At 40.0% G+C, this 14993-nt stretch carries 13 protein-coding genes; 3 read left to right on the forward strand and 10 right to left on the reverse strand.

Annotated features, from left to right (window positions below):
• Window positions 1-44: 44 nt before the first annotated feature.
• From chbG to QUF94_RS18205, 5 genes are read right to left on the reverse strand one after another with little or no spacing between them, the layout of a single operon-like run.
• Entirely contained in the window at window positions 45-776 is a 732-nt protein-coding gene (gene chbG / locus QUF94_RS18185) for a chitin disaccharide deacetylase (RefSeq protein WP_289317076.1), read from the reverse strand.
• Complete coding sequence (locus QUF94_RS18190; RefSeq protein WP_289317077.1) at window positions 773-2116, reverse strand: 6-phospho-beta-glucosidase; 1344 nt, start codon at window positions 2114-2116, stop codon at window positions 773-775. Before QUF94_RS18190 ends, chbG begins: the two co-directional genes overlap by 4 nt.
• A complete protein-coding gene (locus QUF94_RS18195) occupies window positions 2113-2460 on the reverse strand; it encodes a PTS sugar transporter subunit IIA (protein WP_289317078.1) in 348 nt (115 codons plus the stop codon). The genes QUF94_RS18190 and QUF94_RS18195 overlap by 4 nt, the downstream gene beginning before the upstream one ends.
• A 17-nt stretch (window positions 2461-2477) precedes the next feature.
• A complete protein-coding gene (locus tag QUF94_RS18200) occupies window positions 2478-3827 on the reverse strand; it encodes a PTS sugar transporter subunit IIC (protein WP_289317079.1) in 1350 nt (449 codons plus the stop codon).
• Between the two features lie 4 nt (window positions 3828-3831).
• Window positions 3832-4140 (reverse strand): PTS sugar transporter subunit IIB, encoded by a 309-nt coding sequence (locus tag QUF94_RS18205; protein WP_289317080.1) that lies wholly within the window; start codon window positions 4138-4140, stop codon window positions 3832-3834.
• A gap of 288 nt (window positions 4141-4428) precedes the next feature.
• On the opposite strand from QUF94_RS18205, the gene QUF94_RS18210 reads away from it, so the two are divergent.
• Window positions 4429-5145, forward strand: a complete 717-nt coding sequence (locus tag QUF94_RS18210) for a GntR family transcriptional regulator (RefSeq protein ID WP_289318429.1) — start codon at window positions 4429-4431, stop codon at window positions 5143-5145.
• Window positions 5146-5502: 357 nt separating this feature from the next.
• On the forward strand, window positions 5503-7392 hold the full coding sequence (asnB, locus tag QUF94_RS18215) for an asparagine synthase (glutamine-hydrolyzing) (protein ID WP_289317081.1): 1890 nt from the start codon (window positions 5503-5505) through the stop codon (window positions 7390-7392).
• 102 nt (window positions 7393-7494) lie between these two features.
• Here asnB and QUF94_RS18220 read toward each other — a convergent pair whose 3' ends face one another.
• From QUF94_RS18220 to QUF94_RS18230, 3 genes are all read right to left on the reverse strand, one after another.
• Complete coding sequence (locus QUF94_RS18220) at window positions 7495-8103, reverse strand: methyltransferase domain-containing protein (protein WP_289317082.1); 609 nt, start codon at window positions 8101-8103, stop codon at window positions 7495-7497.
• A 161-nt stretch (window positions 8104-8264) separates the two neighbouring features.
• Entirely contained in the window at window positions 8265-8627 is a 363-nt protein-coding gene (locus QUF94_RS18225; protein ID WP_289317083.1) for a PqqD family protein, read from the reverse strand.
• Window positions 8617-10509: an OPT family oligopeptide transporter gene (locus tag QUF94_RS18230; protein WP_289317084.1), complete on the reverse strand. Its 1893-nt coding sequence runs from the start codon at window positions 10507-10509 to the stop codon at window positions 8617-8619. Before QUF94_RS18230 ends, QUF94_RS18225 begins: the two co-directional genes overlap by 11 nt.
• 443 nt (window positions 10510-10952) lie before the next feature.
• On the opposite strand from QUF94_RS18230, the gene QUF94_RS18235 reads away from it, so the two are divergent.
• The gene (locus tag QUF94_RS18235; protein ID WP_289317085.1) at window positions 10953-11606 is read left to right on the forward strand and encodes a cupin domain-containing protein; all 654 of its coding nucleotides are present in this window, start codon (window positions 10953-10955) and stop codon (window positions 11604-11606) included.
• Window positions 11607-11990: 384 nt separating this feature from the next.
• Here QUF94_RS18235 and QUF94_RS18240 read toward each other — a convergent pair whose 3' ends face one another.
• Together QUF94_RS18240 and mutL are read right to left on the reverse strand one after the other, a co-directional pair.
• Window positions 11991-12413 carry a DoxX family protein gene (locus QUF94_RS18240; protein ID WP_289317086.1) on the reverse strand — a complete coding sequence of 141 codons (423 nt, stop codon included), beginning with the start codon at window positions 12411-12413 and terminating at the stop codon, window positions 11991-11993.
• Between the two features lie 626 nt (window positions 12414-13039).
• A complete protein-coding gene (gene mutL / locus QUF94_RS18245; RefSeq protein ID WP_289317087.1) occupies window positions 13040-14980 on the reverse strand; it encodes a DNA mismatch repair endonuclease MutL in 1941 nt (646 codons plus the stop codon).
• Window positions 14981-14993: the final 13 nt, after the last annotated feature.

Consider the following 14993-nt stretch of genomic DNA (forward strand, 5'->3'; position numbering starts at 1 on the left):
TTGATGAATGGTCCTCTTTGTAATTAAAGGGCTACAATTTAAAATCAAATCTTAACTTGGTTGATGCTGAATCTAAGGAAAAATCCCTCTGGTAATTTTGCATTTGTCAAAATCCGGAGTTCTTTTATGCGTTTATCATTATAAGAGGAAACTTTCATCAATTCTTCATCCATATAAGCAGGATGAGTCATTATCTCTACGCTTTCCCCATCCATTACCCTTCCCTTCAGGTTTTGAAAGTAGTCTTCAACCACCATTTCTCCATAAAAGTCATCCAGGAACACATCTGTAACGGTTTGAACCCCAGCAAGGTGCTTTCCAGCATTACGCACTGGCAATCCGTATTTATCGGATAGCTTTTGAATAACTGGCAGAAACTCTGTTATCCCGTGTACATGATGATGGCTGTCGAAATGAGTTGGTAACAGACTGAATTCCAAGAATCTTTCGATCTGTGCTGACCACTCCCTCTCCAAATCGCTCAAGGAAATACCGGCAGGGTCACCATATACCAAACCTTGCTTCTTAAAGAAACCAGATTCGTCAACTAAGCTAGGCACGTCGCTCAACAAAGGTTTTCCCCATGTCAGCACTAAGTGTATACCTACTTTCAACGACGGTGTCTTCTTTGCGATTTCAATCGCATGCTCCGTTGCTTTCGCATTCATCATAATCGTTGCCGAATTGACAATTCCATATTTGTGGCTATCCAAAATCCCATAATTCACCGCTTTAGTTAACCCGAAATCATCTGCATTTACAAGGACCTCAATCATGATAAATTATCCTGCAACTCCTTTTTTTCAAAAAACTGAGGCAGATAATCTTTATGTGCCTCAAGCATTTCGTCTAAGATAAGTTTCGCTACCCGATCACTTGGAACGAGTGGATTAATCGTCATGGCTAGCAATGCAGTATCATAGTCACCTGATACCGCAGCTTCGATGGCTACCCTTTCAAAGGATTTGATTTGCTGAATTAAACCGCGAACGGCGACTGGAAGCTCTCCTACATTGATTGGCTTGGGACCATCCTTAGTTATCACGCAACTGGTTTCAATAGCCGATCCATACGGGATGCCTTCAATCGCACCATGGTTGACGGTATTTACCGCTTGAATATCACGCTTATCCGTATGCATCGAGCAAATCAACCGTACAGCCGCATCACTGTAGTACGCACCTCCGCGCTCTTCAAGCTGCGGCGGCTTGATAGCCAGATCCTCGTCTTTGTAAAGCTCGAATAATCCTGCTTCAAGTCTTTGAACGACCTCAGCACGTGTTTCCCCTTTTTCAGCATCCTTCAATTCTTGGGCCAGTACATCACCCGTTTTATAATAGTAGTTGTGGTATGGACACGGAAACAGGTCCAACGCTCTAAGGAATTCCGGCTCCCAGCCCATTGCATGGATATTCTTCATCGTGACGGCTTTAGCTGGATCTGTAATCAGATTGATGATTTGATCTTTGACACTCTCCCCATCAACGAATACATCCAAGCCGTAAACCATATGGTTCAAACCAGCAAAGTCGATCCGGACTCTTGATGGCTCGACATCCATCAAATCCGCAACACCTCGTTCCATGCCAATCGGAACATTGCAAAGGCCGATGATCTTGGAAATATTACTGTGACGCAGAACTGCTTCCGTTACCATTCCTGCAGGGTTCGTGAAGTTAATCAGCCATGCATCCGGACATAACTCCTCCATTTCACGAGCAATATCCAGAATGACGGGAATCGTTCTAAAAGCCTTGAAAAGCCCGCCTGGTCCATTCGTCTCCTGTCCAATCACTCCATGTTTCAATGGAATCTTTTCATCAAGAGCCCTTGCTGCGAGCTGACCAACCCGCAGTTGGGTTGTTACATAATCCGCCCCTCTAAGCGCTTTCTTTCTGTCTAGAGTGAGATGGACATCAATATTCACACCGGCCTTTTCAATCATCCTTCTTGCCAAATCCCCGACAATTTCAAGCTTTTCCTTCCCCGCTTCGATGTCCACGAGCCAAATTTCACTCACGGGAAGTTCTTCATGATATTTAATGAAACCTTCGATCAGTTCTGGCGTATAGCTCGATCCTCCGCCAATCGTGACAATCTTCAGCCCCTTGCTCATTCGGCAGTCCTCTCCTTCACAACATTTGCATGTAAGAATTCTTCGCGTAGATCGATCATTTCCATTGCAAGATCCTTTACTGTCATCGCCGTCATTAAATGATCCTGTGCATGCACTAGGATGATGGGAAGATCAAAATGGTCCCCGCCCGCCTCGGCATGGATTAATTGAGTTTGGTATTTATGGGCCTGCAGTAATTCCGTTTCGGCCTCGGCGATTTTCAAACGGGCAGAATCAAAATTCTTTTTCTTTGCTTCCTGCAACGCTTCCATTGCAAAGCTTCTCGCATTCCCACTATATAAAATCAATTGAAAGGATAGCTGGTATAATTCTTCTTTTTCCATTTTTCATCACTACTTTCTTAAACGCTTAGCGTTTCTGAATCTTTTGTAAGCTTTGTTTCATTTTTGGTGTCTATCTTCACTTGAGCATAAACGAATGGTAAATAAATAGCTGTTGAAATGACTAGATTGATAGCAGCCAAGACCGCTCCAGATACATGTCCGCCTGTGGCCAGGAATCCACCCACAATCGGTGGGGTAACCCACGGGATCTTAGCGACGATCGGGAAAACCATTCCGCTGCTTACCGCTATATAAGATATCACCGTTGTAATTACCGGACCGAGAACAAATGGGATGAACCACATTGGATTCAGCACGATAGGCAAACCGAATAAAATAGGTTCATTAATCTGGAACACCCCTGGAGCCCCACCGAGTGCAATCATCTGTTTATAACGTTTCCGACCGGCAATGATCATTGCGATGATGAGGCCCAATGTTGCACCAGATCCGCCTAAATAAACAAATGCATCCAGGAAAGAACCTGCCAATACCCCGTATTGGTCCATGTCTTTGACACCTTGTGCATATAAATCAATATTTTTCACTCCAGAACTTTCAAAAAGCGGTGTCGTTATCCCTCCAAGGATATTTGGACCGTGCAAACCGATCATCCATAATAAATGAACAAGAAAGACTAGTAAAATAGCGAATGGCAATGAATCTACAGCACTTTGTAAGGGGGATACAATCACTTTACTAAGCCAGTCATTCAGTACCTGACCATCCGTAGCTTTACGGAATAGCAGTCCGAACACACCAGCGACAAAGATTGTTGCCATACCCGGAACTAACTTTGCAAATGAACGGGCTACCGCTGGAGGTACTCCATCAGGCAATTTAATGACTAAATATTTAACTCGGGAAAGTCTCACAAATATTTCGGTTGCTATTAAGGCTACGACTATTCCTGTAAATAGGGCCGTGGCATTAAAATAGTTCACGCTTACGAAACCCCATGCCCCTCCTGTAACATCCTTATCATCGATGGTTAAAGTGACATTTCCGATTTGAGGCAATAATAGGAAGAAACAGGCCGCGGAAACCAGCATCGCTTCAAAACCATCGTCACCGTATGACCTTGCTAGTTTATAAGAAATGCCGAATACAGCGAATACCGTCATGAATGCAAAAGTTCCAAACCAAATATCACCGCCTAGCGTATTCCATGCAGGACCGAAAATGGCCTCCATCATTCTTCCGTAAGGCTTGATGACTTGCCCAAGATTATTGAACAGGACGGCGAATGACCCGATCATTGTAATCGCTATCATTCCAATCAATGCGTCACGAATCGCGAGCAGATGCCGGTTATTTCCTACTTTTACAGCGCCGGGCATAATATACTTATCAATAAAAGTCATCATATCCTTATTCTCCTTTTATTAAAGTAGTGGCTTGTTTAAGTACTTCTTCACCATTACATAGTCCATAGAACATTGGATGGATGGTTGCGACCGGAATTCCCTTTTCTTTTCCCGCTTCCTGTAACTTGGAAAGAAGATATCGAACCTGCGGACCTAATAAAATTACATCAGCCTTATCCATTTCATTGTTCACCTCTGTAGAACCAACAGCCCATATATTGCACTCTACCCCTTGTTTTTTAGCGCTTTCCTCCATCTTGGTAACTAATAAACTAGTAGACATCCCTGCCGAACAACATAATAAGATATTCATCTAAAGTACCCCCCTTTTTAATAATTGATTATTCAGTATTTTCAAGAAAAATTAAACCGTAATTTTGTAATGAACGATGTTCCTTTGCTTTATCACTTCCCTTGAAACATTTATAATATGGGTATTATTACCTCCATACATACATTGTAGTTACAAATCAAAAAAATATCAACACAAATTTTAATTTGTTACTACAAATTTGTGATTTAAAGTTGATTATTGAACTTATCCGAGATAATCTATATGTATATATTGGAATGAGTATAGGAGGAATCATCTGTGGAAACCATGAATAAAGAAGCGGCATTGCATTCCATAGTTAAGGAATCGATCATCGATCTCATAAAAAATGGCGAATATCAAACAAATACAAAATTACCGACTGAGGCTGAGTTTTGTAAAATATACGGAGTAAGCAGGACAACAGTTCGCACGGCCTTACAGCAATTGACCGTCGAAGGCTATATCTACCGTGTTCAAGGCAAAGGGACTTTCGTTTCGGAAAATAAAGTGAAGCAATTCCTTTCAAGCACGGTTGAAAAGTTCTCTGAGCAAGTCACGATGCAAGGAAAAAATCCTTCCACAAAGGTCATTAGCTTAAAGGTGATTGAAGCAAACGCTACCCTTGCCAAGCTTTTTAAACAAAATATTGGAGACCCAGTAAACAAACTGGAACGGATACGTTACGTAAACGACGTCCCCCTTCAATATGAAATTGCCTATCTCCCATGGTATAAAACTCCCGGGCTAAATATCGAAGCCTGTGAACACTCACTCTTTAAAGTACTTGAAACACAATTCAATTTAAAAGTAAAAAAAACGGTCGAACACTTGGAGTTTTCACTAGCCGACGATTCCATTTCTGACAAATTGGATGTACCCAACGGTTCACCTTGTTTTTCATTAGAAACTTACACATATGAGAATGATGGATCGGTCATTGAATTCTCTAAAACTCTCTTTAGAGGCGATCGTGCACACTTTGTCATCGAACGGAACTATTGATTAATAAATACAAGGAGTCGGATAAGGCAGCCCATTTTTTTCGGCATTTTCGATCTATTGCAGTTGGATTGTCCCTTATGCTCAGGTTAAAGTTAAGTGTTTTTTAATATGCGTTTAGAGGCAATCATATCGATTGCCTCTTTTTTTTACTGATTGGATTCATTGTGACCACAATAAAAACACACTTACAAATTAATTCATCAAATGAGTAAAATTGACAAATATGGCATTATAATCTAACCTAGTAGACTAGAGATATTCTACTACTTATGTTGATATCCAAACTTTATACCTATATTTCTTGATAAAAGTTACTGGGGAATCTCTTACTATTAAATAATTAGGCGGGTGGATTTTATGTGCGGTTTTGTTGGATGTATTCAAAAATATCCGAAAGCCATAAATTCAAATATGAAAGACACGATCAAGAAAATGAACACGATCATCACCCATAGGGGCCCGGATGATGAAGGATATTTTTTTGATGAATTTGTGAATTTTGGATTTAGGAGATTAAGCATAATCGATATAGATAATGGTAACCAACCTCTTTCATATGAAAATGAAAGATATTGGATCATTTTTAATGGCGAAATCTATAATTATATTGAACTAAGGAAAGAACTCACTGATGAAGGATTTGAGTTTACTACGGATTCTGATACGGAGGTAATATTGGCTCTCTATAGTAGCCAAAAAGAGCAAACCCTCCAGAAACTGCGCGGCATGTTCGCTTTTATCATTTGGGATAAACTCGAGCAAAAACTTTTTGGTGCAAGGGACCATTTTGGAATCAAGCCTTTTTTCTACTGTGAACAAGATGATGTCACATATTTCGCATCAGAAAAAAAGAGTATCTTGACAGCAATGAATGAAGAGTTGGACGTGAATTCATTACAGCATTTTCTCAGTTTTCAATATGTTCCCGAACCATCCACCCTTTCCAAAAACATTAACAAGTTATCTCCTGGACATTATTTCACTAAAGAGCCCGGAAAGAAAATGGAGATAAAAAAGTTCTGGAAACCTATTTTTCGCCCTTCCAATATAGAAGATTCAAAGGTCATAAAAGAAATACAAGAAACTTTAATGGACTCCGTAAACGTACATATGAGAAGTGATGTACCGGTTGGATCTTTTCTATCAGGAGGGATTGATTCATCATTTATCTGCTCCATCGCAAAAGAGATTAACCCTAAGATCAAAACTTTCTCTGTAGGATTCGAAAGAGATGGATATAGTGAAATAAACGTTGCACAGGAAACGGCAGCCGCTCTAAATGTAGAAAATATAAGTTATATCATAAGTCCTGAAGAATTCTTGGCAGAACTTCCAAAGATTATCTGGCATATGGATGACCCTTTAGCTGACCCAGCTGCCGTTCCGCTATATTTTGTCGCACGGGAAGCTAAAAAGCATGTCAAGGTCGCCTTGTCCGGGGAGGGTGCAGACGAGTTATTCGGCGGATATAATATATACCGGGAGCCCCATTCCCTGCGCATGTTTTCCTATATACCAGCTCCGTTGAACAACGTGTTGAAGGCACTTTCCTCTGTTTTGCCAGAAGGGGTTAAAGGAAAGAGTTTTATAGAGCGCGGAGTTACACCTTTGGACGAACGATATATTGGAAACGCAAACATATTCGGCGAGAAAGAGAAAAAACTTTTATTAGTGAATTATCGCAACGGATTAGAAAATGAAAAAGTGACAAATCCCATCTATCAAAGTGCTTTAGAATATGATCCTATTACCCAAATGCAAAACATTGATATTCAAACTTGGCTAAAAGGTGATATTTTATTGAAGGCAGATAAAATGTCCATGGCGAATTCTTTAGAGGTAAGAGTTCCATTTTTGGATAAATGCGTTTTCGATACGGCTTCAAAACTTAGCATGGATCAAAAGGTAAGAAATGGAACGACCAAATACATGCTCCGAAAAGCTGCCCGCGGGATAGTGCCGGAACATGTATGGAGCAGAAAGAAGCTAGGCTTTCCAGTTCCTATACGCCATTGGTTAAAGGATGAATTATACGATTGGGCAGTAAGGTTAATCCAGGAGAGCCCAACTGACCACCTTTTTAACAAACCGCAAATTATGAAATTACTTGAAAACCATGTAAATAATAAAACGGACAACAGCCGGAAGCTCTGGACCATTTTAACCTTTATGATTTGGCATCAAATTTATATAGAAAAACAATATGAGCCACAGCCTCAAAAGATTTTACAATATGCTGTACATTAAACATCCCTTATGCTTTTTCATTTATTTCACCCAAGCATCCATGAAACATTGCTTGGGTGTTTTTTATATTTACTTGATTATCATTAAGAAACTAATATCCATTCAATTTAACAATTGGTATATGACGAATTTCTCAAAAGGATTAGATTCAGTCAAGCCAGGTAACATCACTTCGTCTTTCATCTCGAAGGCGGTTTGATTTTCCAGGAAAAAAATATAATCCTGTGAAGGATAAAATAAAATCAGCTCGATTTGGCGCGGTTCTTTTTCAAAGGAAAGCAATATGTTATTGATGATTTTCATGAAAATCTGTACAGAGAATGGATTAAAGAAATAAAAACGATTGTCTTTCGTATCAATATCATATTCTTCAGCCAAACAACATTGGAATTCTATATTGCCATAGTTTTTTTTGCTTTTCTTCATGTAGCCATTCAAATTCTCGATCGCTTCTTTATAGAAATTTTCATTCATCTCCACGCCAACCACAGATGATTGATATAAGTGATGGATAAAAAAATTCAACCGTCCTTTACCGCATCCAAAATCCACAATGCGATCATTTCGTTTCAGTGGATATTTTTTGAATAAATGTTCTAATGCGGGATATGGCGTAGGCTCGTATCGGTGATAATGCAAAGAATCATTGAAATTTTTTTGTTCACCTTCCGTTTTGATGTTCAGTATTTCATCATAATTCGTTTCTTCCATTGTTATATGCACCTGCTTCATGTTTTTTTTCAATAAAGGTGATCTTATCCAGGGTAAAGTCTTGTTATATGAATGTCCAGACAATTAATTGGATTTTGCTTTAGTTACATATTCATTAAAATAAAAAAAGCTGAAGCATCAAAAAGAGCTTCAGCTTTTTTTCATTTTTCTTCTTCATCCCATATAATCCAGTCATGAACCTCCAGGATTTCCAGAAATTTCATCAATCGCGGTAAGGCAGGTTCCGCTTCCTCACCAAAGTGTTCACTCATCGCTTCAGAAATCTGATTGACATTGCTTTGGAACTCCATTTGTTTAATGGCAAATGCCCCAAACTTATCAAGCTTGATTTTCCGGACTGATGGTTGTTTAAAGAAACGAATCGTAATTCGTTCCACGAAATTGGTCCGTTGAATGACTAAAAAAGTTGCTTCCGGGGATTCTTGTTCCATAGTGACGCGTCTTTCCAAAAGAGGAACCATAGTTAACAGGTTCCTCTTTTTTGATTGGCGTTTACGAAGCATCTTCTTTTTTCCCTTTGCTAGATACGAACCAAAGCAATCCAGCTAGAGCAAGGAATAGTAAGAAAGGTATCAAATTGCTGGCTAATTTAGCCGCAGCCGGGACTTGGACACCTGCTGCAATCAATATGGCAATAAGTACACCAATCAATGATTCACCTGCTATTAAACCAGATGCAAATAATACACCTCTATCAACACGTGCTTTAAGCGCTTCTTTTGTTTTCGAGAAGAATTCAACGAAGAAACGGATAAACCCACCGATCATGATTGGGGCACTAGTATGAACCGGCAAGTATATGCCGACTGCAACAACAAGTGAATTCAGACCGAAAAACTCTAATGTTATGGCAATAGCCGCACCGATAAAGATAAGGGTCCAAGGTAAATCTCCCCCAAGAACACCTTCAGCAAGTATTTTCATTAGTGCCGCTTTAGGTGCAGGTAGTTCTGCAGATCCCATCGTATAAGCGTTATCCATTAGAACCAGGATAAAACCAATGACAGAAGCAGACGCAACGACACCGATCATCATGGCAACTTGTTGTTTCCATGGTGTTCCGCCCACGATATATCCTGTTTTTAAATCTTGAGAAACATCACCTGAAACCGCAAGTGCTGTACAAATGATCGCAGCAACGGTTAAAGCGGCTACCATTCCTGTCGTCCCAGTAAAACCAGTAGCTTTATAGACAATCGCTACAATCAATAGTGTGGCTATCGTCATTCCAGAAACCGGGGAAGAAGAACTTCCGACGATTCCAACAACCCTTGAAGCCACCGTCACGAATAAAAATCCAAAAATCGCAATTGCAATCGCACCAATGATACCAACATCAGTTATTGGTGTGAAAGCAATGATTAAAATAACAATGATCGTTCCCAGCCAAACATATTTAGCCGGTATGTCTTTTTCAGTACGAATTGAACCTGATTTAAGTTGCCCTTTATTGGCTTTTACGCCTTTAAGAGTATCAATAACTGAACTGAAAAGTATAGGTAATGTTTTGATCAATGTGATCAATCCGCCAGTCGCAACGGCACCAGCACCAATATAACGTATATAATTATCCCAAATTCCCCATGCATCCAATTCACCAATCGGTACATCAGAAGGGAAAATGGCTGTTCCATTGCTGCCGCCAAAAAAGCTGATGGCCGGTATTAGAACGACCCAGGCTAATAACCCCCCACCTAGCATTTGTCCTGCAACACGCGGTCCAATAATATAACCTACACCCAAAAGAGAAGGAAAGGCATCAAGACCAACCACTGCATTTTTAAAATTCGTGATTCCTGTTTCAACCTCTGTCTTGAAGAGCTTAAACCCATCACCAAGTCCTTTAACCACACCGCCGATAACCAAACCGGCTCCGATTAATTTCGCGCTTGTACCACCCTTTTCTCCTGACTTCAGGACCTCGGCACATGCCGTACCTTCAGGATAAGGTAATGTTTCATGTTCCCTTACAATCAAAAGCTGGCGAAGGGGAACCATCATGAAGACCCCTAAAAATCCTCCAGTTAATACAACGAAAATGATGAATGCTTGACTCACGTCCATGTCCCACATGAATAATGCTGGAATGGTAAATACAGCACCGGCACCAATAGCCTCACCTGCCGTGGTCATCGTTTGCACAATATTGTTTTCTAATATTGAATCCCTGCGAAAAACCCCTCTTAAGATAGCCATTGAAATTACCGCTGCGGGTATTGAAGCAGAGACAGTCAACCCAATAAGTAGGCCTAAGTATGCATTTGCCGCCCCAAATACGATTGCAAGAATGATCCCTAGAATAATTGCAGTTGCAGTTAATTCCGGTAGAGATTTAGATGCAGAGACGTACGGAACGAATTTACTCTCTTTTGAATTGTTCGACAATTTTAGCCACTTCCTATGTTTAACTTTAAAATCACAGAGAACATTATATCACTGTAATTTAAAGACACGCAATGGAAAAATACTGCTCGTTAAAAGTTTGATTATATCAAAAATTCAGTTTAGCAGTTTCGGTTTTATAGTATATAAAAATAATATTTATCTAATATTACACCAAATCAATGCATCTCTTTCATACTATGGCGGGATCACAAGGGACTCCTAAACCTTCTTCATCTAATTGTGTTTTATAGTCAATGGATTCATTTGCATTCAATTCAACAGGCTATTATATAATAATTTAATCTGTGTCCTTTCCTAAAAGATAGGCAGGGATCATATACGATCATTAGGACCATAGGCAAATAACCCTGGGTTTTTGCACATTACAATGAAATCTAACATATCCTGCAAAATGAACTCATTAGAAAAGGAATGATAAATTCATGGTCTCCTATATGGACTATACCTCACCATCCACACAATATTTTTTCGATGTTAATCAAAGCAATTTAATGAAAAAAGACAATCAAAACTATATAAATGTTTTAGGTATCAAACAATTGAACACACTCGAAAATGTTTCACTATTAGATATTTACCTTAGTAAGAACAATGTCGTAGAACCGCATTATCACCAAAATGCTGCAGAGCTAGTGTATTGCATTACTGGAGCTGCAACCGTTTCATTACTTAATCCTTTTACTAAGCAAATACAAAATTATCCCATTAAACCCGGTCAAGTAGCTAATGTTCCACAAGGTTGGTGGCATTATGAAGTGGCTAATACCGATAACACTCATCTGCTGGCCATTTTTAATGCACCAACACCTGAGGTGATCCTCGGTTCGGATATCTTGAAATTGACACCTGCAAATATTATGGCACATACGTATTGCATGGATGAAAACCAATGGAAAAAAGCAATTGCACCGGTCCAACCATCAACATTCATCGGTCCGCCAGCAAACTGCCATCGAGCACCCGAAGAAGACATTCAGCAATATCCGCAATATATTAATCACTATGATAACCAGATGTATACTGCCCCTGCACCCAACTATCAATTCCAACCTAATCCCCAGTATTATTATTATTGAAGATAAGTGTCGGGAACTCACTAGCCTATGCTTGGGCTCCTTTTATCTGACCCTTTGATGGGTCGTTTTTTATTTCCCCATCACTCTTCCAACCTTCATCAAGCTCACCCTTCTTTCTTCAAAGTAAAAAGCACCATCGGTTAGGATGATGCTTCCCTCTTCTTATCCATATAATCTTTACGCTTTACTATATCCTCTTAAAAAAACAACCGGTCTCTAGGCAAGTCCTTAATTGGAGTGATGGCTTCTCTTTTAACTAAGTTGTTTAAGTTTTGTCTAGAGCACTGTAAGATTTCTATTGCTTCAGTGGTGTTCAAAATATTATTTTCTATAGTAGAGATCTATTGATGGTACGAAGGGACTGCCGTTATTTTCACCACCTTCCTAAAGTTTGCGGCTCTTCGGACGTAGCGCCCACGAAGCGATATTTAATGCAGCATATGTCAGCGGTAGGATAATAGAAAACCCGTAATCACCATAATCGTTAGCAAACGCATGAGATAAAGCCGCACCAGTCATTAAAAAGAAGATACCAGCGTGAACCCATTCTTTAAGCCGAGGAACACCTGGCACAACCAGAGCGATGGCTCCAAGCACCTTCCAAATCCCGAGAATGGTCAAGACGTATAATGGGTAACCAAGATTCGTCACTAACTCGATGTTTCCCCCATATTGCATAAGTTGCCCGATACCACTTAACATAACAGCTGATGCGAGTAGTAATGTGACTGACCAATAAGCAATCATTTTTCCTCGGGGCTGGGCTTCTACTTTCGCGGTTGTTTCCGCACTGATAATCTTACTCATTTGTTTCCTCCTCATAATTGTTTCAAGTGAAACTTATTCAGGTTCCAAACTTTCCAAATAACTAACTCCTAATACTGAGTTACAGTAAACTTGGTACCTAAAAAAAGTTTATGACCGAATGAAAGATAAGAGACGTAGGTAAATAAAATAAATACTCAACCTGGATTCCCCCACCGAATTAAATACTTCGTTTCAAAGTTCATATGAATCGCCCTCTCCTTTTGAATATAAATCATTCGACAAGAGGAGGCTATTCACTTAAATTTATAAAAGCACCCCATGAATGGATGCTTAAAATAATTTGTTTAACTTTCTTCAGTAGTAATCGGAATCAGGATCAAATTCAAAAAATATCAAATCCGACAGCGCTTCTAAATGATCCATTACTCTTTTCTGATATTCTGTATTAACAGAATTTAGTAGTCCTTTTTTTGCACTTTTGAAAGTAAGATTAGCAACTGTTGCCCCTATAATATAAAAACATATTTGAATTATAGAAACAGTATTACTTAATATTAAACTAATAAGCCCCCCCACCGTTTGTAATTATTAGACAATAAATAACTAATTTTAACTAAAAAAGCAATGGAGAACCCTGCTACATAAAGGTTCTCCATTGCTTTTAATTACATGATCCGTTTAAACATTTTCTCCATTTCATAAATGGAGTAAGAGATGATGATCGGTCTTCCATGAGGGCATGTGAAGGGATCGGTTGTCCGTCTTAGTTCATCCAATAGTGCTTGAATTTCATCATTGCGCAGATGGCGGTTTGCCTTAATGGAGGCTTTACAGCTCATCATGATAGCTGCTTCTTCGCGCAATTTTTTGATGTCGACCTTTTTCATCGATAGCAATTGTTCTATCATTTCTTCAAGGATTTCCTGTTCAATTCCTTTTGGGAACCATTGTGGATGCGATCGGACAATATAGGCGTTATAGCCAAACTCTTCTAAATAGACTCCGACTTTTTCCAACTCATGCCGATATTCATTTATCCGGATACATTGGTCGGTCGAAAATTCAAGGGTGATGGGGACCAGCATATCTTGTAGTTCGTTTTCGACCCGTCCGACTTTTTCTTTAAAATATTCGTATTTGATCCGTTCCTGGGCAGCATGTTGGTCTATGATGTACAAACCTTTTTCGTTTTGGGCGAAAATATATGTTCCATGCATTTGTCCAATTGGGTACATGGGAGGGATTCGACTATCCGGTTCATTCCCCTCGATTTCTTCCTCTTGTTCGATAGTATAGGTTGTATACTTTTCAGCCGACTCGAAAAATGGTTTGCTTTCATCATCTTGGAAGACCGGTATATAGGTATCTGCCATTTGTTGCTGCTCGTTGCTGTAGATTAATTCCTTTATTGGTTCGAGATTGAAATCTTCAACGTGGTCCATATGTTTCTTTTCGTCCTGCTTTTCCCGAATCAAGGTATCCTTCAAGAGTGAAGCTTCTTTCCTGGCTTCTTCAAGTACGCGCTTCCCGCTTTCCACGACATGGTCCAATTCCAGCGTAGTTTGCTCACTTTTCACTTGTTCCGGCTTTGGTGCAGGTGTATATCCACTTGGAATTAGAGATATCTTTTTAAAGGAAGATTTAATCGTTTCTGATACGAGACTGTACAATTCCTGTTCCTTGCTGAGCCTTACCTCCATTTTGGATGGATGTACGTTGACATCGACAAGAATCGGATCCATTTCAATATTCAACAAAGCGATTGGAAAACGGCCAATTGGAAGAAGTGTATGGTACCCATCCAAGATCGCTTTCACGAGTGCATAGTTTTTAATGAAGCGGCCGTTTATCATGGTTGATATATAATTCCTTGAAGCCCGGGTGATCTCAGGCATAACGATATATCCGGATAATTTGAAGTCCAAGGAGCTTGCCTGAATCGGAATCATCTTTTTGGCGATATTCGTACCATAGATTGCAGCTAGCACCTGCCTGACATCCCCGTTACCATTCGTATGCAGGATACGCTTCCCATTGTGTGATAACCGTATTGAAACATCCGGGTGCGAAAGTGCGAGCCTGTTAGCGACATCCGTAATATTTCCTAGCTCGGTATGAATGGTCTTCATATATTTCAACCTTGCAGGAGTATTGTAAAACAAGTCGGAAACCAGGATATCCGTTCCTTTACGGCTGGATGAAGCCTCGAGTTCCTTAACCATGCCACCTTCAAGAAGTATGCGTGTCCCTACACCTTCACCCGTGCTGCTTTTCAATTCGAAACGGGAAACTGAAGCAATACTGGGCATTGCTTCACCGCGAAAGCCAAGTGTTCGAATTCGGAAGAGGTCATTTTCATCTTTTATTTTACTTGTGGCATGACGTTTAAATGCTGCCTCTATGTCATCGGCCAAAATCCCATCGCCATTGTCCACGATCCGGATGGAACCAAGTCCAGCTTCCACCGATTCAATCTCTATTATGGTACTGTTTGCATCTATTGAATTTTCCACAAGTTCCTTAACGACTGAGGCTGGGCGTTCCACAACTTCGCCAGCTGCGATTTTATTGGACAAAGCCTCGTCAAGCTGCATGATTTTCCCCATTATTATCGCCTCG

This window comes from Peribacillus sp. NJ4 (genome assembly GCF_030348345.1).
Lineage (GTDB): Bacteria > Bacillota > Bacilli > Bacillales > DSM-1321 > Peribacillus.